The organism is Stenotrophomonas sp. AS1, from assembly GCF_048957655.1.
GTDB lineage: Bacteria > Pseudomonadota > Gammaproteobacteria > Xanthomonadales > Xanthomonadaceae > Stenotrophomonas > Stenotrophomonas bentonitica_A.
The window spans coordinates 177,108-195,760 of the sequence record NZ_JARVXM010000009.1; the positions used below are offsets into that span (position 1 = coordinate 177,108).

At 68.3% G+C, this 18,653-nt stretch carries 20 protein-coding genes; 6 read left to right on the forward strand and 14 right to left on the reverse strand.

From position 1 onward, the window contains the following. Positions 1–10 precede the first annotated feature (10 nt). Together PV764_RS17905 and PV764_RS17910 are read left to right on the forward strand one after the other, a co-directional pair. On the forward strand, positions 11–649 hold the full coding sequence (locus tag PV764_RS17905; RefSeq protein ID WP_019184888.1) for a response regulator transcription factor: 639 nt from the start codon (positions 11–13) through the stop codon (positions 647–649). A gap of 288 nt (positions 650–937) precedes the next feature. Beyond that, on the forward strand, positions 938–1,510 hold the full coding sequence (locus PV764_RS17910) for an Ax21 family protein (RefSeq protein ID WP_019184889.1): 573 nt from the start codon (positions 938–940) through the stop codon (positions 1,508–1,510). Between the two features lie 311 nt (positions 1,511–1,821). On the opposite strand, the gene PV764_RS17915 is transcribed toward PV764_RS17910, so the two are convergent. The 5 genes from PV764_RS17915 to PV764_RS17935 form a co-directional block, all read right to left on the reverse strand. After that, positions 1,822–2,847, reverse strand: coding sequence for an NAD(P)H-dependent glycerol-3-phosphate dehydrogenase (locus tag PV764_RS17915; protein WP_019184890.1), 1,026 nt, complete (start codon positions 2,845–2,847; stop codon positions 1,822–1,824). 20 nt (positions 2,848–2,867) lie between these two features. Continuing rightward, a complete protein-coding gene (gene secB / locus PV764_RS17920) occupies positions 2,868–3,383 on the reverse strand; it encodes a protein-export chaperone SecB (RefSeq protein ID WP_019184891.1) in 516 nt (171 codons plus the stop codon). A gap of 105 nt (positions 3,384–3,488) precedes the next feature. After that, complete coding sequence (locus tag PV764_RS17925; RefSeq protein ID WP_019184892.1) at positions 3,489–3,926, reverse strand: rhodanese-like domain-containing protein; 438 nt, start codon at positions 3,924–3,926, stop codon at positions 3,489–3,491. 78 nt (positions 3,927–4,004) lie between these two features. Then, entirely contained in the window at positions 4,005–4,439 is a 435-nt protein-coding gene (locus tag PV764_RS17930) for a hypothetical protein (protein ID WP_019184893.1), read from the reverse strand. Positions 4,440–4,469: 30 nt separating this feature from the next. Continuing rightward, positions 4,470–4,940: a YiiD C-terminal domain-containing protein gene (locus tag PV764_RS17935; RefSeq protein ID WP_026070058.1), complete on the reverse strand. Its 471-nt coding sequence runs from the start codon at positions 4,938–4,940 to the stop codon at positions 4,470–4,472. A gap of 43 nt (positions 4,941–4,983) precedes the next feature. On the opposite strand from PV764_RS17935, the gene PV764_RS17940 reads away from it, so the two are divergent. The 3 genes from PV764_RS17940 (at position 4,984) to PV764_RS17950 (ending at position 8,215) form a co-directional block, all read left to right on the forward strand. After that, positions 4,984–5,760: a uroporphyrinogen-III synthase gene (locus tag PV764_RS17940; protein WP_421117207.1), complete on the forward strand. Its 777-nt coding sequence runs from the start codon at positions 4,984–4,986 to the stop codon at positions 5,758–5,760. Positions 5,761–5,869: 109 nt separating this feature from the next. Further along, positions 5,870–6,847, forward strand: coding sequence for a uroporphyrinogen-III C-methyltransferase (locus PV764_RS17945; RefSeq protein WP_421117208.1), 978 nt, complete (start codon positions 5,870–5,872; stop codon positions 6,845–6,847). Between the two features lie 3 nt (positions 6,848–6,850). Continuing rightward, positions 6,851–8,215 carry a heme biosynthesis protein HemY gene (locus PV764_RS17950; protein WP_421117209.1) on the forward strand — a complete coding sequence of 455 codons (1,365 nt, stop codon included), beginning with the start codon at positions 6,851–6,853 and terminating at the stop codon, positions 8,213–8,215. Positions 8,216–8,425: 210 nt separating this feature from the next. Here PV764_RS17950 and PV764_RS17955 read toward each other — a convergent pair whose 3' ends face one another. Beyond that, on the reverse strand, positions 8,426–9,721 hold the full coding sequence (locus PV764_RS17955; RefSeq protein ID WP_026070059.1) for an acetyl-CoA C-acetyltransferase: 1,296 nt from the start codon (positions 9,719–9,721) through the stop codon (positions 8,426–8,428). A 92-nt stretch (positions 9,722–9,813) separates the two neighbouring features. Between PV764_RS17955 and PV764_RS17960 the strand changes: the two genes are divergently transcribed. Beyond that, entirely contained in the window at positions 9,814–10,701 is an 888-nt protein-coding gene (locus PV764_RS17960) for a hypothetical protein (RefSeq protein WP_019184899.1), read from the forward strand. 133 nt (positions 10,702–10,834) lie between these two features. Here PV764_RS17960 and PV764_RS17965 read toward each other — a convergent pair whose 3' ends face one another. The 8 genes from PV764_RS17965 to PV764_RS18000 all read right to left on the reverse strand — a co-directional run bounded on the left by PV764_RS17965 (position 10,835) and on the right by PV764_RS18000 (position 18,651). Next, the gene (locus PV764_RS17965; RefSeq protein ID WP_046273863.1) at positions 10,835–11,470 is read right to left on the reverse strand and encodes a superoxide dismutase family protein; all 636 of its coding nucleotides are present in this window, start codon (positions 11,468–11,470) and stop codon (positions 10,835–10,837) included. A gap of 53 nt (positions 11,471–11,523) precedes the next feature. Next, the gene (locus PV764_RS17970; protein WP_421117210.1) at positions 11,524–12,090 is read right to left on the reverse strand and encodes a superoxide dismutase family protein; all 567 of its coding nucleotides are present in this window, start codon (positions 12,088–12,090) and stop codon (positions 11,524–11,526) included. A 93-nt stretch (positions 12,091–12,183) separates the two neighbouring features. Next, positions 12,184–13,635 (reverse strand): nitrogen regulation protein NR(I), encoded by a 1,452-nt coding sequence (ntrC, locus tag PV764_RS17975; RefSeq protein WP_046273864.1) that lies wholly within the window; start codon positions 13,633–13,635, stop codon positions 12,184–12,186. Continuing rightward, positions 13,628–14,686: a two-component system sensor histidine kinase NtrB gene (locus PV764_RS17980; RefSeq protein ID WP_019184902.1), complete on the reverse strand. Its 1,059-nt coding sequence runs from the start codon at positions 14,684–14,686 to the stop codon at positions 13,628–13,630. The genes ntrC and PV764_RS17980 overlap by 8 nt, the downstream gene beginning before the upstream one ends. 54 nt (positions 14,687–14,740) lie before the next feature. Beyond that, complete coding sequence (locus PV764_RS17985) at positions 14,741–15,091, reverse strand: VOC family protein (RefSeq protein WP_421117211.1); 351 nt, start codon at positions 15,089–15,091, stop codon at positions 14,741–14,743. A 60-nt stretch (positions 15,092–15,151) separates the two neighbouring features. Then, complete coding sequence (locus PV764_RS17990) at positions 15,152–16,330, reverse strand: murein transglycosylase A (protein WP_421117212.1); 1,179 nt, start codon at positions 16,328–16,330, stop codon at positions 15,152–15,154. Beyond that, on the reverse strand, positions 16,327–17,076 hold the full coding sequence (locus PV764_RS17995) for an N-acetylmuramoyl-L-alanine amidase (RefSeq protein ID WP_421117213.1): 750 nt from the start codon (positions 17,074–17,076) through the stop codon (positions 16,327–16,329). The genes PV764_RS17990 and PV764_RS17995 overlap by 4 nt, the downstream gene beginning before the upstream one ends. 141 nt (positions 17,077–17,217) lie before the next feature. Continuing rightward, a complete protein-coding gene (locus tag PV764_RS18000; RefSeq protein ID WP_266084775.1) occupies positions 17,218–18,651 on the reverse strand; it encodes an ammonium transporter in 1,434 nt (477 codons plus the stop codon). Positions 18,652–18,653: the final 2 nt, after the last annotated feature.

Genomic DNA, 18,653 nt, shown 5'->3' on the forward strand with positions numbered 1-18,653 from the left:
ATACTAGTCCATGACCCTGCGCATTATCATCGCCGATGACCATCCGGTCGTACGGATCGGCACGAAGGCCGTGATCGAGTCCAGCGGCGTTGGTCAGGTGGTGGCCGAGGCCAGTACCGTGGCCGAGCTGATGACCGTACTGGGCGACCACGAGTGCGATGTTCTGGTCACCGATTACTCCATGCCCGGCGGCGCGCAGGCCGATGGCTTCGCGATGATCGCCATGATACGCCGGCGTTTTCCCGAGCTGCCGGTGCTGATGCTCAGCGTGTCCAACAACCTGGCGATCCTGCGCATGGTGGTCGCGACCGGCGTGCTTGGCCTGGTCGACAAGACCTCCTCGATGGATGAGCTGCCACTGGCGATCCAGACCGTGCAGCGCGGCGTGCCCTACGTCAGCCTGTCGCTGAAGGAACGCATTGACGCAATCGGCACGGAGAGTGTCGAGGAAGGCGGAGCCCGTCCCTTGTCGCCACGCGAAGTGGAAGTGCTGCGGCTGCTCGGCAGCGGCATGACGGTCAAGGAGATCGCCCTCCATCTGCACAAGAGCGTCAGCACCATCAGCCGCCAGAAAGGCGATGCGATGTTGAAGCTCGGGCTGAAGGGCGACGCCGAGCTGTTCGACTACCTGCGCGACGGCGAACGCTGATCCCGGTCCGCCTGCGGACGCGCGCTCTTTTTTCTTCGATACCCATGCGATGCACGTCATCGCGATGGTGTCCTGTCGTGTGTGCGCGTTACGCACGAGACGTATTGCGCGTGCGTAGCAGATAGCGAACGAAGAGTTCCCGATATCGCCGCTTCATTTATGTACTGCTCAGTTTGATATTCAGGGCTAATTCGGGTGACTAACGGATAATTCACACCTGTCGCCAGCAGCGATTCCCCCTCCCTCTGCTGGCGGACAAAACCAAAAAATAAAAAGGTGTTCCCGAAAATGAAGACTTCCCTGCTTGCTCTGGGTCTGCTCGCTGCACTGCCGTTCGCTGCGTCGGCAACCGACGGCCTGTCGTACAACTATGTCGAAGGCGGCTACGTGAACACCGATGCCAAGGGCGGCGACGCCGATGGTTGGGCGGTGAAGGGCTCGGTCGCCGTGGCGCCGAACTTCCATGTCTTCGGTGACTACAACGCGCAGGAAACCAAGCGCGGCAGCAACGACGTCGACCAGTGGCGCGTCGGTGTGGGCTACAACTACGGCATCGCCCCGACCACCGATCTGGTCGCCCGCGTTGCTTACCAGAAGTTCGACCCGAAGCACGGCCCGGACTTCAACGGCTACTCCACCGAAGTCGGCGTGCGCAGCGCGTTCACCCCGAACTTCGAAGGCTACGTGATGGCCGGTTACGAGGATTACAGCAAGAAGCACGGCATCAATCCGGACGGCGAGTTCTACGGCCGCGTCGGCGCCCAGGCCAAGCTCAACCAGAACTGGGGCCTGGCCGGCGAAGTGAAGCTGGCCAAGGGCGGCGACAAGGAATGGTTCGTCGGTCCGCGCTTCACCTGGTAATACGCGTTACGCAACACCGCGGTACGTTGTTGGATGGCGCGGTCTCTCTCCCCTGCGCCATGAAGCCCGGCTCACGCCGGGCTTCACTTTTACAGCAGCCGACCAACGGTCGGCTCTACCTGCACGGCCGTCGCGGTTTTTTTGCGGTTGGCATGGCGACACCCTCGTCGGTACGCCACGAAACAACCCGGCCACGTGCCGGGTTGTTTCGTTCTGGCGTGGCCCAGCGCCCGACCCATCCGCCGTCGCGCCTGAAAAGGATGGACGAAGACCCAAAAAAAACCCCGGCATCTGCCGGGGTTTTGGGTGCCTCACTTGAACAGCGTGTCCGGATACTCCGGCTTCTGCTCGCGTGCCAACAGCGCACGCAATCCTTCTTCGGGGGTCTGCTCACCGTGCAGCACGGCGCGCACCCGGTCGGAGATGGGCAGGTCGATGCCATGACGCCGCGCCTGGCGCATCACTTCATCGGCGGTCTGCACCGATTCCACCACCTGGCCGATCTCGCGCACCGCATCCTGCAGCGTCTGCCCACGGCCCAGGGCCAGGCCCAGCCGACGGTTGCGCGAGAGGTCGCCGGTGCAGGTCAGCACCAGATCGCCCAGGCCGGCCAGCCCCATCAGGGTTTCCGGCTTGGCACCGATCGCCGCGGCGAGCCGCAGCATTTCGTTGAGGCCACGGGTGATCAGGCCGGCACGGGCGTTGAGGCCCAGTTGCATGCCATCGGCAACGCCGGTGGCCACGGCCAGCACGTTCTTCATCGCGCCGCCGAGCTCGGCACCGACCATGTCATCGCCGGTGTAGGCGCGGAACGCCGGGCCGTGCATGGCATCGGCCACCTGCTGGGCGAAGTCCGGCGCGTCACCGTGGACGGTGATCGCGGTCGGCAGGCCCTGGGTGACTTCCTTGGCGAACGACGGGCCGGTCACCACCGCCAGCGGCACGTCCGGCCCGAGGACCTCACGCGCCACTTCGTGCAGGAACCGACCGGAGCCGGGTTCGAAGCCCTTGGTCGCCCACGCCACGCCGGCATCAGCCGGGCGCAGCGGCGCCAGTGCACGCACGGTTTCACCGAAGGCGTGCGACGGCACCACCACCAGGATCCAGGCGGCGTCCTTGACGGCAGCGGCCAGGTCGGTGGTCGCGCGCAGCGACTCGGGCAGCGGAATACCCGGCAGATAACGGGTGTTCTCGTGGCGCTGGTCGATGGCCTCGACCATCGCCGCATCGCGCCCCCACAGCACGGTCGGGTGACCGTGCCGCGCGAGCAGGCTGGCCAGGGCAGTGCCCCAGGAGCCGGCGCCGAGAACCGCGATTTTGTCTGCGTGCTTGCTCATCCGTACGACTGCAGCGCCGATCAGGCGTTGCCGGCCGGCTCGGAATCGGCGAGCGAGGTCTCGCCCTGTTCCTGGCGCTGGCGCAGGGTTTCGGCGTAGAGGCCTTCGAAGTTGATCGGCTGCAGGAAGAACGGCGGGAAGCCACCGGCCTGGATCAGCTCGCTCACCAGCGAACGCACGTACGGGAACAGGATGTTCGGGCACTGGGTGCCGAGCAGCACGTCGATCGACTGCGGGTCCAGGCCCACCAGGCCGAACACGCCGGCCTGCTGCACTTCGGCCACATAGGCGGTCTTCTCGCCGGCCTTGCAGGTCAGGGTCACGGCCAGCACGACTTCGAAGGCGCTCTCGCCCAGGCGCTGCACGCGCTGGTTCAGGTTGAGCTGCAGTTCCGGCTGCACGGCGTCATTGAAGACGGCCGGAGCGTTCGGCGATTCGAACGAAACGTCCTTGACGTAGATCTTCTCGACGGTGAACGAGGGACCGGTGGCGGCGTCGACCGGCGCGACGGCGCCGTTGGTGTTCTCTTCGGACATTTCCTGTTGCTCCAAAAATGAATGCTGTAAAAACGGATTGTTACATGCCCTGCGATGGGGGCGCTGTGCGCCGCGTACAAGGCGTGCGCTGCAATCCGACGGGGATCAGTTGCGGCCCTTGACCAGCGGCAGCTCGGCCTGCTGCCACGCCGGGATGCCGCCATCGAGCACGTTGACCTGGGTGAAACCCGCCTTCTTCAGGGCCTTGGCGGCCGTCTCGGAGGCGTTGCCGCTGCGGCAGACCAGCACGACCGGGCTCTGCTGGGCCTTGGCGACCAGCTTGTGCTCCGGACCGAACTGGCTCGGCTGCACATTGCGGCTGCCGGCGATATGGCCCTTCTCGAAATCGCTGCTCGAGGACAGATCGACCACGATGGCGCCACCGGCGTTCATCAGCTGGGTCAGTTCCGCCGGCTTGAGCGATTTGAAGCCACGGAACAGACGGCGGACTTCGGTCACGATGATGGCCACGGTCAGGCCCACCAGGGCCATCGACAACATCGGGTTTCGGCCGGCAAAGGCCAGCAACTCTTCGTAATTCACTAAGATCACGGGTCGATAAGCGGGCGCCGATTGTCGCACATGCGGGCGAATCGGCGTCCAGCCCCGTGTGGGCGGGCGTCAGCGGTCCTGCCAGAGGTCGGGCAGCCCGTTGGCCTGGAGCCAGCGCTTGTCTTCGGCGTCCCAGCGCCAGATCTCCCGAACCCGCACCGTGCGCTCGGCCTGGGTGTTGTTGTTGATCACCCGCACCTCGGCGGTGCGCCCTACCCGGCCATCGGGCATGGGCACGTTGTCGCTGGCGCGATAGCTGGAGATCTTCACCTGCTCGAAGCGGCGCAGTTCCAGATCGGTCAGCGGGTGGACCCGGGTGTATTCCGGGTCCAGGTACGGCAACGCGTCTTCAACGGTGCCCCAGCGCATCGTGGCGTCGTACTTGATCTGGGTTTCCTCCAGATCCTTGCGCTGCTTCCGGGTGGTTTTCTGCTCGGCGGCCAGGGCACTCACGCTGGTCAGCGCGAGCAATGCCAGCAGCAGGATCTGAAGCGTACGACGCATGCGAATTCCCCAATAGGCAAGGCGCCCATCCTACCGCCTGGCGAAGGCCACGAAACGGCCGCTCAGTTCAGCGGCGGCCTTGTCGCCCTCGCCCGGTTGCCGGGCGGTGAGGCTGATGCGGGCCTTGCCGCGCTGGGCGAAGGTGGCCAGGAAGCTGTCCCAGTCGGTTTCCGCATCCGCCTGGGCCTGCGCATGCAGATCGCCGTAGACCGGCGCCAGGTAGCGGATGTGGCTGTCGGCCACGTAGACATCGGCATCGAACCCGGCCAGGCGCAGCCGCAGCGTCACCAGGGCCCAGCCGGACAGGGTCAGGGCCGAGGCCAGGCTGCCACCGAAGGCGTTGCCCTTGTCATTGACGTTGGCCGCCAGCGGGGCATGGATGTGCAGGACGCCGTCGCGATAGTCGTGGACACGGATCTGCATGGCCGCCACCGGCGGCATGGCATCCAGGACATGCTGCAGCGCGGACAACTGCGCCGGCAGGGAATCGGTTGCGGACATCTGGTTGATCACGTCACATCGAAGGGCTCGCATAATGCCCGCAATGAACACCGAAACGAAAGTCGCGCCCTGGACCCTGATCTCGCTGCGCCCGCGTGGCCAGCATGCGCCGCTGCGGCGTGCGGCCGCTGCCGCCGGGGCGCGCGTCATCGCACTCTCGCCCTGGGCGCTGCAGGCCTGCGCTGATACGGCCACGCGCGCCGCGCTGGAGGCCGCGCTGGCGGCCGAGCGGGTGGTCTTCAGCAGCCCGGCGGCGGTTAAGGCGGCCGCGCGCCTGGTGGACCTGGCCGCACCCCACCCGGGGCAGTGGCTTGCGGTGGGCGCCGGCACGGCGGCGGCGTTGGACCGGCAGGGCGCACAGGGCATCGCCGCGCCGGCGCGGATGGACAGCGAGGGCCTGCTCGCGTTGCCGGCCCTGGCGGATCTGCATGGCCTGCGCGCCGGCCTGGTGACCGCGCCCGGCGGGCGCGGGGTGATCGCGCAGACCCTGGAGCAACGCGGTGCCCGGCTGCTGCGGGCCAACGTCTATGTCCGCCGTGCGCTGCCCCTTGCGCCGCGCATGCTGCAGCGGCTGCGGCACGCGGCCACGCCGTGGGTGCTGGCACTGAGCAGCGGCGAGGCACTGACCCTGCTGCTGGCGCAGTTGCCGGACGATCTGCATGCCCCCCTGCGCGAGGCCCTCGTGGTGGCCGCCAGCGAGCGGCTGGCCGCGCAGGCGCGCGCGGTCGGCTTCGGGCAGGTGCAGCTGGCGGCAGGGCCGTTGCCTTCGCAGCTGGTTGCCGCTGCACACGCCGTGCTCATCCCGCCCGCATCTTCCTGAACAGGGCGCCGGAGCGGTCTTGCAGGCGGCTCGGGCGGCGGGCGATGCTGTGCACCACGTCGCTCGCCAGCCAAGCGGATTGCCCGGCGCGCGCGACAAGGATGCCCGTATGAATGACCCTGTTTCGCCTTCCTCTCCGCGCCGCCCCCTGCGCTGGATCGTGCCGGTCACGGCGTTGGCCGTGCTGGCCGGCGGCGGTGCCTGGGGCTGGACGCAGTGGCAGTCGCGACAGGCGCAGGAGCGTGTGCGCGAGGAGAATGCCCAGTTGCAGATGCAGGGCCTGCTGGACAGTGTCGAGGCGCTGCGCCGCGATCAGCGCTCGACCTCCCAGCGCGTGCAGGACGCCGCCGCGACCAACCGGGTGCTGCGCGATGAAATGCTCGGCCTGAGCCAGCGCAACGCCCTGCTCGAAGAGAACCTGGCCAAGCTGGCCGACAGCACCCGCCACGGTGCCCAGGCGCTGCAGCTGGAAGAGGCCGAGCTGTTGTTGAGCCAGGCCGGCCAGCGGCTGGCCTATGCCGATGACGCCGACGGCGCCAAACGCCTGTATGCCTTGGCGGCCGCCTCGTTGGACGATGTGCAGGGCAGCGAGTATCTGAACCTGCGGCAGGCGCTGATGCAGGAGCGCAATGCCGTGGATGCACTGGGCCCCGGGGTGCGTGCGCAGACCCAGGCACGGCTGGGCCGGTTCGCCCAGGCGCTGACCGCGCTGCCCGAGCAGATCGACGCCCCGGCCGATACCGCCGTTGGCAGCCCCTGGTGGCACCAGGTGCTGGCACCGTTCGTGACCATCACCCCGACCCGCCTGCAGGGCCCGTTGACCGAGGCCGAGCGGGTGGCCGCGTGGGATTCGCTGCAGCTGGAACTGACCCTGGCGCGGGCCGCGGTGGAGCGCGGCGATCAACCCGGCTACGTGCAGGCGCTGGACCGCGTGGCGCTGTGGCTGCCGCGGCTGAGGCCGGATTCACCTGCTCTGCGCGAGCAACGTGCTGAACTGCATCAACTACGCGCCTGCGAGCTGCGTCCATCGCTGCCCGAACTGGGCAGCACCCTGCAGCAACTGCGCTCGATGCGTAACGGGAGGTAATCGATGAAGCCCTTTCAATCTCTGGTGGTCCTGCTCTTGGCCGTCGCCCTGGGCGTGATCGCCTCACAGTGGCTCGGCACCGAACAGCTGCGGCAGTTCGGCGAAGTGATCTACCGCTACGGCGGCACCGACTACCGCTCCACCGTGCCGCAGGTCGCCCTGATGGTGCTGGTGGGTCTGCTGGTGCTGTGGCTGCTGTGGAGCCTGCTGGCCTCGCCGTTCCGCGCCTGGGGCCGCTACCGCCGCAAGCAGGGCCGTGCGCGCCTGACCGAGGGCCTGCAGGCCCATGAACAGGGCCACTGGCAGCGTGCGGAAAAGCTGTTGACCAGCGCCGCCGAAGACAAGGAAGTGAGTGCTGTCGCCTTGGTCACTGCGGTGCGCAGCGCGCAGGCGCGCGACGACGACGACGCGGTCAACCAGTATCTGCAGCGCCTGGCCGCCGAAGACGCCACCAGCCATGCCCTGCTGCAGGCCGAACGTTTGCTGGCACAGGAGCGTCCGGTGGATGCGATCAACGTGCTCGACATCGCCGCGATCCAGCCGCTGCCGCCGCGCGGCCTGTGGCTGCGCACCGAGGCACTGGCCCGTGCCGATCGCGCGCATGAGGCGTACGGGCAGCTGGGCGCGCTGCGCAAGCAGAAGGTGCTGCCGGACACCGCCGTGGCCGAACTGGAAATCCGCCTGGCGGCCCAGTCGCTGCTGGAGGCCGGTGATGTCAACGCACTGGCCGCGCAGTGGGAGGCCACGCCGAAGGCCCTGCGCAGCGATCCGGACGTGGTTTCGGCCTATGCCCTGCGGGCGGTTGCCCTGGACTGGGACGAACCGGCCCTGCTGAACCTGGAGCAGGCGCTGGACACGCGCTGGGACGAATCGGTGGTGACGCTCTACGGCCAGATGCCGGTGGAGAAGCTGGCCACGCGCCAGGCCAACCTGCAGCGCTGGTTGACCACCCAGCCCTCCAGCCCGGCCTTGCTGCTGGCGCTGGGCCGTATTGCCGCCCGCCAGCGCCAGCACACCCTGGCCGAGGATTACCTGCACCGCGCGATTGCCGCTGGTGCCGGCCCGGCCGCGTGGGAAGCCTTGGGCGAGCTGTTCCTGGAACGCGGCGAAACCGCGCTGGCCTCGCAGTGCTTCGCCAATGCGCTGCGCCAGCAGCGCGGCGATGACAGCGTGGCGCTGGCCCGTGCCGCGACCGCGACGCCGCTGGACCCGATCGTGCCCGAGCGCGCCACCGTCGAAGAGCAATCGCTGATGGGTGAACCGGCGCCGGTGCACGATCGCCTGCACGTGGAGCAGGGCCGCATGCACGTGGAGGAAGATCGCCTGCACGTGGAACGCGACGAGTTCGGCAACCCGCGCCTGCCGTAACAGCGCCGTGGTTCCCGGTAGTGCCGGCCGCTGGCCGGCAACGCGCGGTCCCTGAAAATGAGGGTTCCCCGAGCATGCAGGCTCCCCGAAACGGTATGGAGGAGCGGGCCAGCGGCCGGCACGACCAGAGCCGACTGGTGTACACCTCCGCCGGATACAAAAAAGAAGGCCGCCCTTGGGCGGCCTTCTTCGTTCCATGCAGCGGGGCGATCAGCGCTCGACGATCGCCACCACGCCCATGCCGCCGGCGGTGCAGATCGAGACCAGCGCGCGGCCACCGCCGCGTTCGGCCAGCTGCTTGGCCGCCGTGGCGATCACGCGGGCGCCGGTGGCGGCGAACGGGTGGCCGGTGGCCAGCGAGGAGCCCAGCGGATTGATCTTGGCCGGATCGATCTTGCCCAGCGGCGCCTCCAGGCCCAGCCGGTTGCGGCAGTAGTCTTCGCTTTCCCACGCGCGCAACGTGCACAGCACCTGTGCAGCGAAGGCCTCGTGGATTTCGTAGAGATCGAAATCCTGCAGGGTCAGGCCATTGCGCTTGAGCATCTCCGGCACCGCGATGGTCGGCGCCATCAGCAGGCCTTCGCCGTGTACGAAATCAACGGCCGCCACCTGCGAATCACGCAGGTACGCCAGCGGCTCATGGCCATGCGCGCGCGCCCACTCTTCGCTGGCCAGCAGCACCGCCGAGGCGCCGTCGGTGAGCGGGGTGGAGTTGGCGGCGGTCAGCGTGCCGCGGCCGGAGACCTTGTCGAAGGCGGGCTTCAGCGTGGCCAGTTTTTCCAGCGAGGTATCGGCGCGCAGGATGTTGTCGCGCTCCACGCCGCGGAACGGCGCGATCAGGTCGTTGAAGAACCCGCGCTCGTAGGCGGCGGCCAGCTTCTTGTGCGAGGACACCGCCCACTCATCCTGCGAGTCGCGGGAGATGTTCCACTCCTTGGCCATGTCTTCGCAGTGGTCGCCCATGCTCTTGCCGGTACGCGGCTCGGCCACGCCCGGGAATTCCGGCTTGAGTTCACTCAGCTTGAAGCCGCGGGTCAGTGCCTTGAGCTTGTCGCCGGTGCTCTTGGCGCGGTTGGCCGCCAGCAGGCGCGCACGCAGCTTCTTGCCGTACACGATCGGCACATCGGAGGTGGTGTCCGAGCCGCCACCGATGCCCGAGTCGATCTGGCCCAGCGCGATCTTGTTGGCCACCGCAATGATGGTATCCAGCGAGGTGCCGCAGGCACGCTGCATGGTGATGCCCGGGGTCAGCGGGGACAGGCCGGAGGACAGCGTGGCTTCGCGGCCCAGGTTCCAGTCGCTGGAGTGCTTGATCACCGCGCCCATCGCCACTTCGCCCAGCTGCTGGCCATGCAGGCCGAAGCGCTCGACCAGCGCACCGAGTGTGCGCACCGACATACCGAGATTGCCGACGTCCGAATAAGCCGTGTTCTGGCGACAGAACGGAATGCGGACGCCGCCGAGGATGGCGACGGGACGGGCGTTGGGCATGGAGATACCTGGCATGGGAGGGGTGTCTGCAACATGGCCTGCACGAAGGAGCAGGCATAATGGGGCCAAGTGTAGCTGCCGCCCTGTGATGGGCCAACCGTGAAACCATGAGCAAACCCGACCACGGCATGAATGCCATTGGCGTACTGGCATTGGAACTGGCCGGCGGCGACGCCCCGCGCCATGCCGCGCTGTCCTCCGAACAGGCTGGTGAACTGGCCGAACGCGTCGGCCGCGATCTGGCCAAGCTGGTGCCCGGCGTCAGCGGGCTGGACTTCGTGTTCGCCGGCGCCCACTTCGATCCGGCGGAAATCCTGCGTCCGGGCTGGCCGGTGCACCGGCGCCTGGAAGAACTGCAGATGCGCGCCCCGGGCCGCAACCAGGGCCCGCGCGTGCTGGCCTTTGGTGCCGGCGCCGATGGCGACGTACCGCTGCCGTTCCAGGCTGATGCCAGCCTCACCGGCGGCGGCCTGCGGGTCGTCCCGTTCCTGCTGACGGGCACTGAAGTCGCCCAGACCCAGGCCGTGGCCGAGGCGCTGGAAGACGTGCTGCTGGCCCAGGGCATGGCGCAGGCCGATACCGCGCTGCAGGCCCAGAACGCCTTCGGCGCGCAGATCGAACACGCGCGGTATTTCACGGTGAATGATCTCGCCGCGATGATGTCGATGCAGTACGACAACCAGGGCCTGGCGATTCTGTGGCCGCTGATCGAAACCGCACTGATGGCACCGCACGTGGAAGAGTGGCTGGATGCCGCGCCGGAGCCGCTGCTTCGATACGCTGACGGCGAAGTGCGTATGGCGCTGTTCGATCCCGCCGGCTGGTGCGCGTACTACAACCACGGCACCGGCGACTGTGATCGCCTGCAGGGCATCTACGATCAGTACCTGATCCGCCAGCGGCAGATGGCCGCCGTGCTGGAAGCGCACGGCCTGCCGGTGCTGTTCGTACATTGCGAAGCCGGGCAGGACGCGCGCGAGCTGCTGGCCCGCTGACGGTAGTGCCGGCCGCTGGCCGGCTCCTCGGGAAAATCGATATCGCTCATGGCAGCCACGCATGGCGTGGCTCGACCAACGTTCAAAAAAAACGCCGGCGTTCGCCGGCGTTTTTCGTCAGATACGGCCCGGGTTACGGGGCCGCTTTGATCACCGCGCAGGCCAGGCGTGCGCCGGCATTGCCGGTCGGCTGGGTCTTGTAGTCGTCCGCGTCGGCATGGACGATCAGGCCGCGGCCAATGATGTCGAAATCATCGCCCTTGCCGATGTTGACGTTGGTCGAGACCGGGGCGTCGACCACGGCGTTGCCCTGGGCATCAGCCTTGATGTTGGGCATGTCGCCACCGTGATGCGGTTCGCTGGCGACGCTGCCATGGTCTTCCTTGCCCGGATTGAAGTGGCCACCGGCGCTGGCGCCGTCCGGCGCGCTGCAATCGCCCTTCTCATGGATGTGGAAGCCGTGCTCGCTGTTCGGCTTCAGGCCGCTGACCTGGCCTTTCACATGAACCTTGCCGTCAACGATGCTGAAGGTCACGTTGCCTTTGACGTCATTGCCCTGGGTCGGCGCAAGGTCGGCACTGGCAGTGTGGTTGGCATGGGCCTCACTGGTCATCGCCGGCGGTGCCTCGGGGGTCGCTTCGGCCGTCGGCTGGGACGCGGTGGCTTCGGCAGCCGGCGTGGCTTCCGGGGTGGTGTCGGCCGGCTTGTTGCAGGCGGTCAGGCCGAGCGCGGCGATGGCCGCGAACAGCGTGGTGTGGATCAGGCGCATGTGGATCTCCTTGCGGGTAGCGTTGGAAGAAACGGCGTCGTGGGACGGCGCGATCAGCGCACGACCCGGATGACGCCGCAGGCAATTCGGGCGCCGGCGTTGCCGGCCGGCTGGCTGCGGTAATCGTCGGCATTGGCATGGACGATCAGTGCACGCCCGGCGATATCGGTGGCTGCGCCGCCACCAAGGGTAACCGCTGGCAGGCGGATGTCGACGTTGACGCGTCCCTGCGCATCGGCACGCAGGTTGTCCATGTCACCGGCGTGGTGCGCGCCGGCACTGTTGCGGCCGTGCGGCTGCCCGGCCGGATTGAAATGCGCACCCGCGCTGCTGGCATCGACCGCACTGCAGTCGCCGCGCTCATGCACGTGGAACCCGGCCACCTGCAGCGGCTGCAGGCCCCCGATGACACCGGTGATGTGTACGCCACGTGCATCGGGAACCAGCGCAAGGCGCCCACTGACCAGGCTGGCCGAGGCGGGCGACAGATTGGCCTCTGCCATCTGCGCGGTGCTGACCACCGGCACGACGGGGGCGGCGGGACGCGGCGGCGGTGTGCTGCCACAGGCGGCCAGACCGACCGCGACCGCCGCAGCGAGGACGACATGGGAACTGCGCATGGGAAGACTCCTTGATTGCAAACTAACCGTGTGCTCGTCCACAGGCCATGAAAGCAGCCCGGACATGGCGCACACGCGGTGTGGACATGCGGTTCATCCGCCGCGCCGGCGGCCGGCGCCGAGCTTGCGGGTGAGCGTGTTTCGACCCATGCCCAGCCGCGCGGCCGCCTCGGCACGGCGGCCGTGGGTGATCTGCAGGGCGGCTTCGAGCAGGGCCTGGTCGACCCGGTCACGCACCTGGGCGTGCAGGCCTTCGGCACCTTCGGCCAGTCGCTGGCGCGCCCATGCCGAGAGCAGCGTTTCCCACTGCCCCGGGTCGCCGGCACTGCGCGCGCGCGGCGCACCGGCACCGCGGTGCAGCGCGCTGTCCACGTCGGCCACGCCGATGCTGTCGGCGGCGGCAAGCGCGGCCATGCGCCAGCACACGTTTTCCAGCTCCCGTACGTTGCCGGGCCAATCATGTTCGCGCAGCGCCTGCAGCGCGGCGGCAGTGAGCCGCTTGGGCGGCGTATCCAGCTTGTGTGCCGCGGCCGCGAGGAAGGTCTCGGCCAACTGCGCGATGTCGTCGCGACGCTCGCGCAGCGGCGGCAACCGCAGCCGCACCACATCCAGCCGGTGCAGCAGGTCGGCACGGAAGCGACCCTGCGCCACCAGCGTTTCCAGGTCCTGGTGGGTCGCGGCGATCACACGCACATCCACGCGGATCAGCTCACGCCCGCCGACACGGAAGAACTCGCCCTCGGCCAGCACGCGCAGCAGTCGCGTCTGCAGCGGCAACGGCATGTCGCCGATTTCATCCAGGAACAGCGTGCCGCCATTGGCCTGTTCGAAACGGCCGATGTGGCGTCGCTGCGCACCGGTGAACGCGCCCGCCTCATGGCCGAACAACTCGCTCTCCAGCAGTTCGGACGGAATGGCGGCGGTATTGAGTGCGACGAACGGGCCCTGCACGCGCGGCGACTCATGGTGCAGCGCATGCGCGACCAGCTCCTTGCCGGTGCCGGTCTCGCCATTGATCAGCACCGACAGCGGTGCCTGCGCCAAGCGTCCGATCGCGCGGAACAGCGCGCGCATCGCAGGCGTATCGCCGACCAGCTGCGGGCGCTGATCGGGCGGCGTCGTGCTGGCGGTCTCACTCGGCTCGGCCAGGGTGACATCCGGCGCGGGCAGCACCCGCTGCGCCAGCGCGACCGCATCATCCAGATCGAACGGCTTGGACAGGAATTCCTGCGCACCACCGCGGAAGGCGCCGGCCGTGCTTGCCACATCGGTATAGGCCGACATCACGATCACCGGCAGCTGCGGATGCGCCGCCTTGAGCTTGTCCAGCAGGACCAGCCCGTCATCGCCGGGCATGCGGACATCGGTGAACAGCAGATCCGGTGGCGGCTGCTCGGACAGCATCGCCAAGGCGGCCGCCGCGCCGTCGAACCCTTCGACGCGGTAGCCGGCCTCACGCAGTGCGGTGCACAGTACGAAGCGCACCGCGCGGTCATCGTCGACCACCCAGACGCGCTGGGCGGTGGTATCGACCTGGTCAGCCATGGGCGGCGGTGTCCTCGGCGGGGGTGCCCTGCCCGATCGGCAGCAGCACGGTGAATACGGTATGGCCCGGGCGCGAGCGGTAGGTCAGGGTGCCGCGGTGCTCGCGCGCGACCTGCTGGGCCAGCGCCAGGCCCAGCCCGGTGCCCTCGGCACGACCACTGACCAGCGGCAGGAACAGGTGCTCGGCCAGGTCTTCGGGCACGCCACGGCCGTCATCGGCGATTTCCAGCCGCAGTGCCAGCGGGTGCAGCTGATCGGTGATCCGCACGCCGTGCTCCACGCGCGTGCGCAGGGTGACGGTGCCCGCACCGGCCTGGATCGCATTGCGGACCAGGTTCCACACGGCCTGGGTGAGGCGGTCGGCATCGCCATCGAACTCGGGAATGCTGGGATCGTAATCGCGCTGGATCCGGACCGCCCAGCCACCTTCGCTTTCGGCCAGCCGCAGCACGCGCTCCAGCGAGGCATGGATATTGAGCGGTGCGTGCGGCGCGGCCGGCGCGGGCGACAGCAGTTGCTCGAGCAGGCCGTTCAGGCGCTCGATCTCCGAGCCGATCAGCTCGATCAGTTCACGCTCGTCCGGATCGCGCTGCGCGTTGCGCCGCGCCAGCAGCTGGGCCGCGCCCTTCAAGCCGGCCAGCGGATTGCGCAGCTCGTGCGCCAGGCCCTTGAGCGCGGCACTGAGTGCGCTGGGCAGCGCCTGGGTGGGGTCCAACCCCGGGAACTCATCGACCGGATGCGCCTCCAGCAGCCAGCCGCCCTCGTCCCAGCGGCTCAGCCACCCCTCGGCAAAGCGCGGCGCATCGCCCGGCAGCGCCAGGGCCAGCCGGTGCAGGCGCAGGGTGTCGCGCTCATCGCGGGCCAGGAAGTGGGCCAGGGCGTCGCCCTGTGCCTCCAGCGAGGCCAGCGGCTGGCCCAGCAGGCGCCGCACGCTCACGCCCAGCCAGCGCGCGAACGCGGGATTGCAGCCCACCACACGGCCGCTGGCGTCGGCCCAAGCGACCGGGGTGCCGAGGGCGTCGAGGGCGGGAGGCGGGAGCACGGTGGTCATTGCACCAATGTAGTGCAAAACGGCAGGCCTGTTGATCCCGTTTTCCTGCCTCGCTCACGCATGCTGCAGGAGGTTGACCAGCCGGCCCAACGGATCGCGGAGGTAGAACCGACGCACGCCCCACGGTTCGCTGGCTGGGCCATAGGCGATGGGGAGGTTGGCCGCGTTCACCCGACGAAGCACTTCGTCCAGATCGTCGACCTCGATGGAGAGATCGGGCACGGCGGTACCGGAGCCGCCTTCGGACGCCACACTCACCTGGACAGTCATATCCGCGGATCCCGCATAGGTGCGGATCCAGCCGTGATCCATGACCAGCTCCAGGCCGAGGATGTCCCGATAGAAACTGTCCGCGGCGGCCGGATCGGACGCGGCGATGTTGGCGATGATGCGTTTGACGTTCATGAGTCCTCCGGGCGCTGCAACAGACGAGCGTAAACCCGCCTCCACAAGATCCGCGCGTCGTCAGTTCGCCGCGACCGGCGCCTTCGGCAATGCCACACCCTTCGGCCACAGCATCCAGATCGTGCCCTTCTGCTTCATGTGCCCGGCCAGTTCGCCGGCGGCATCGCCGGTGCCCCAGAACAGGTCCGCGCGGACCTCGCCGGTGATGGCGCCGCCGGTATCCTGCGCGGCGACCGGGCGCACCAGCGCGGTGCCGTCCGGGCGCGTGGTGGACAGCCACAGCAGGCTGCCCAACGGCACCACGTTGCGATCCACGGCGACGCTGTAGCCGGCGGTCAGCGGCACGTTCAACGAGCCGCGCGGGCCTTCGTCGCTGTCCGGGCCGCGGGTGAAGAACACATAGCTGGGATTGCTGGCCAGCAGTTCGGGCACGCGGGTCGGGTGGGCATCGGCCCAGGCGCGGATGGCGGCCATGCTGACGTCGGCCTGCTTCAGCTCACCCTGCTCCACCAGCCAGCGGCCGATGGGGCGATAGGGATGGCCATTCTGGTCGGCGTAGGCGATCCGCAGCTGACGGCCATCGGCCAGCTGGACGCGGCCCGATCCCTGGATCTGCAGGAACTGCAGGTCCATCGGGCTGGTCAGCCAGGCCAGTACGGGTGCCTTGACGCCGTTCGCGGCGATCCGCGCGGCATCGTCATACGGCTTGAGCACGCGCCCTTCCACGCGTCCGCGCAGGCGCTTGCCCTTGAGTTCGGGATAAAGACTCTCGAGCTGGACGCTGATCATGTCGTCGGGCACACCGTACACCGGCACCGCCGCCTTGGCGGTGCGGGTGAGGCTGCCGGCATAGATCGGCTCGTAGTAACCGGTGATCAGGCCATCGGCCCGGTTGCCACCGGCGCGCAGGGCATAGACGTCGAGATTCGCCTGCAGGAACTGGCGGATGGCGGCCGGCGTGGTGGCAACCTTGGCGGCCGCGGCGCAGATGGGTGCCCAGTTGGCCTCTGTCTTCAGGCGCGGGCAGGCACTGCGCCAGGCGGCGAAGCCGGCCTGCAGATCGGCGTCCGCGACGGCGGGCAATGCGTTCCAACTCGCCTTTGCGTAGGTGCTGGTGGGCACGGTCGCTGGCGATGACGCAGGGCGCTGCGGCGCGACCGCGCAGGCGCTCAACATGGCCAACCCGACCCCCGACAGCGCGGCGTGCTTGAGTGCGTGGCGAAGGGAATCGGACTTCATGGGCGGCGTTCCTGTTGCAGCAGCAGCGAGTGCAGGATGCGGGCGTCTTCGGCATCAAGATCTGCGGGGAGATCGTCGCGCCCGCGGAAGCGGCGATGGAAGGCGCCGACGGCGGCCGCCCGGTCGTCCATCGGGTAGCCGAAGGCCTGCAGGGCCATCCAGACATCGAAGCTGGCCGGTGCCGGGCCATCGGCTGCGCGTGGCCATACGCCGAAACCGGCTTCGGCCAGTTGCTGCCACGGGAAGAAACGGCTGGGATCCTGCTTGCGCGAGGGCGCCAGATCGGCATGCGCGATGATCTGGCTAGGCGGAATGCGCAGGCGCGTGCACAGGTCATCCAGCAGGCGGATCAAGGCCGCGATCTGTGCCGGTGCGAACGGCGTGTCGCCATCGTTGTCGATCTCGATGCCGATCGAGGCCGAGTTGAGATCGGTGATCGTCCCCCAGCGACCGGGACCGGCATGCCAGGCGCGCCGGTCATCGCCGACCAGTTGGTAGATGTGGCCATCGGCCCCGACCAGATAGTGCGAACTGACCTTGCCGCCGCTGTTGGCGCTGCGCAGCGTGTCCAGGCTCTGCTGCACGGAATGCTGATCGGTGTGGTGCAGCACGATCACCACCGGCGCGCGCGCGTTGTGGTTCGGCGACGGCACCCAGGTGGCGAGCGGGCTGCGGACCTCGGTGCTGGCGCAGGCGGCGAGCAGCAGAAGGGCGAGCAGTGCGAGGGAAGTACGGGTCACGTGCATGCCTGCATTGTGCGTGATTGCACGATCAGCTGCCAAAGCACGGTAATGCCCGGCAGGCGCCCACAAAAAACCGGCGACCCGAAGGCCGCCGGCAAAGGTAAAACATCTCTCTCTCGTTTCTAATGCGGTAGCGCGCGCGGATCAGGCCTCGTAGGCCGACTCGCCGTGCGAGGTGACGTCCAGGCCGGTGCGCTCTGCTTCTTCGGTGACGCGCAGGCCGAACACCATGCGCACCACCAGCAGGATCAGCACGGTGGCCACGGCACACCAGACGATGGTGAAGCCGACGCTGACCAGCTGCACCCACACCTGGTGGCCGATGTCCAGGTCGGCCTTGGTGCCGCCCAGCGATTGCGCGCTGAACACACCGGTGAGCAGTGCACCGACGATGCCGCCGATGCCGTGCACGCCGAACACATCGGCGGTGTCATCGACCTTGAGCAGGCGCTTGAGGCCGGTGACGCCCCAGACGCAGACCACGCCGGCGACCAGGCCGATCACGATCGCGCCCAGCGGACCCACGGTGCCGCAGGCCGGGGTGATGCCGACCAGGCCGGCGACGGCGCCGGAGGCAGCGCCCAGCGCGGACGGCTTGCCCTTGCTGACCGCTTCGACCAGGGTCCAGCCCAGCACGGCAGCAGCGGTGGCCAGGATGGTGTTGATGAAGGCCAGCGAGGCGACGGTGTCAGCCGCAGCCGCCGAGCCGGCGTTGAAGCCGAACCAGCCCACCCACAGCAGCATCGCGCCGATGTAGGTGAACGGCACGTTGTGCGGCTTCAATGCGGTCTGGCCGTAGCCGATGCGCTTGCCCACGAAGTAGGCGCCCACCAGGCCGGCCACGCCGGCATTGATGTGGACCACGGTGCCACCGGCGAAGTCGATCGCGCCCATCTCACCGAGATAGCCGCCGCCCCACACGATGTGCGCCATCGGGATGTAGCTCAGGGTGAACCACAGGGCCGAGAACAGCAGCACGGCCTTGAACTTGATGCGCTCGGCGAAGGCACCCACGATCAGCGCGGTGGTGATGCCGGCGAAGGTCGACTGGAAGGCGACGAACAGGTAGTCCGGCAGGCCGGCGATCGGCGTGTTGCCCACGGTATCCGGGCCGAAGCCCTTGAGGAAGGCGAACTCGGTGAACGAGCCGAAGAAGGCGTTGCCTTGGCTGAACACCGCGCTGTAGCCGTAGGCCACCCACAGCATCAGCACCAGCGAGAACACCACCAGGATCTGGCTGAGGATGGACAGCACGTTCTTGGAGCGCACCAGGCCGCCGTAGAACAGGGCCAGGCCCGGCACCACCATCAGCAGCACCAGCAGGGTGGAGGTGAGCATCCAGGCGACATCGCCGTGATCGAACGTGGCCGCCGCGGCGGCTTCGGCGACCGGGGCGGCCGTGGCTTCCGGCGTGGCCGGCAGCGGCTCGACCGCGACCGTCTCCGACGGCGCCGGGGTGACCTGGGCCTGGGCGTGCGCACTGCTGGAGAACGCACCAACGGCCAGCGCGCTGAGCAGCATCATCAGGCACACGGCATGGAACCGGGCTTGCCACCCGGTGAACAAAGAGGTCTTCATTG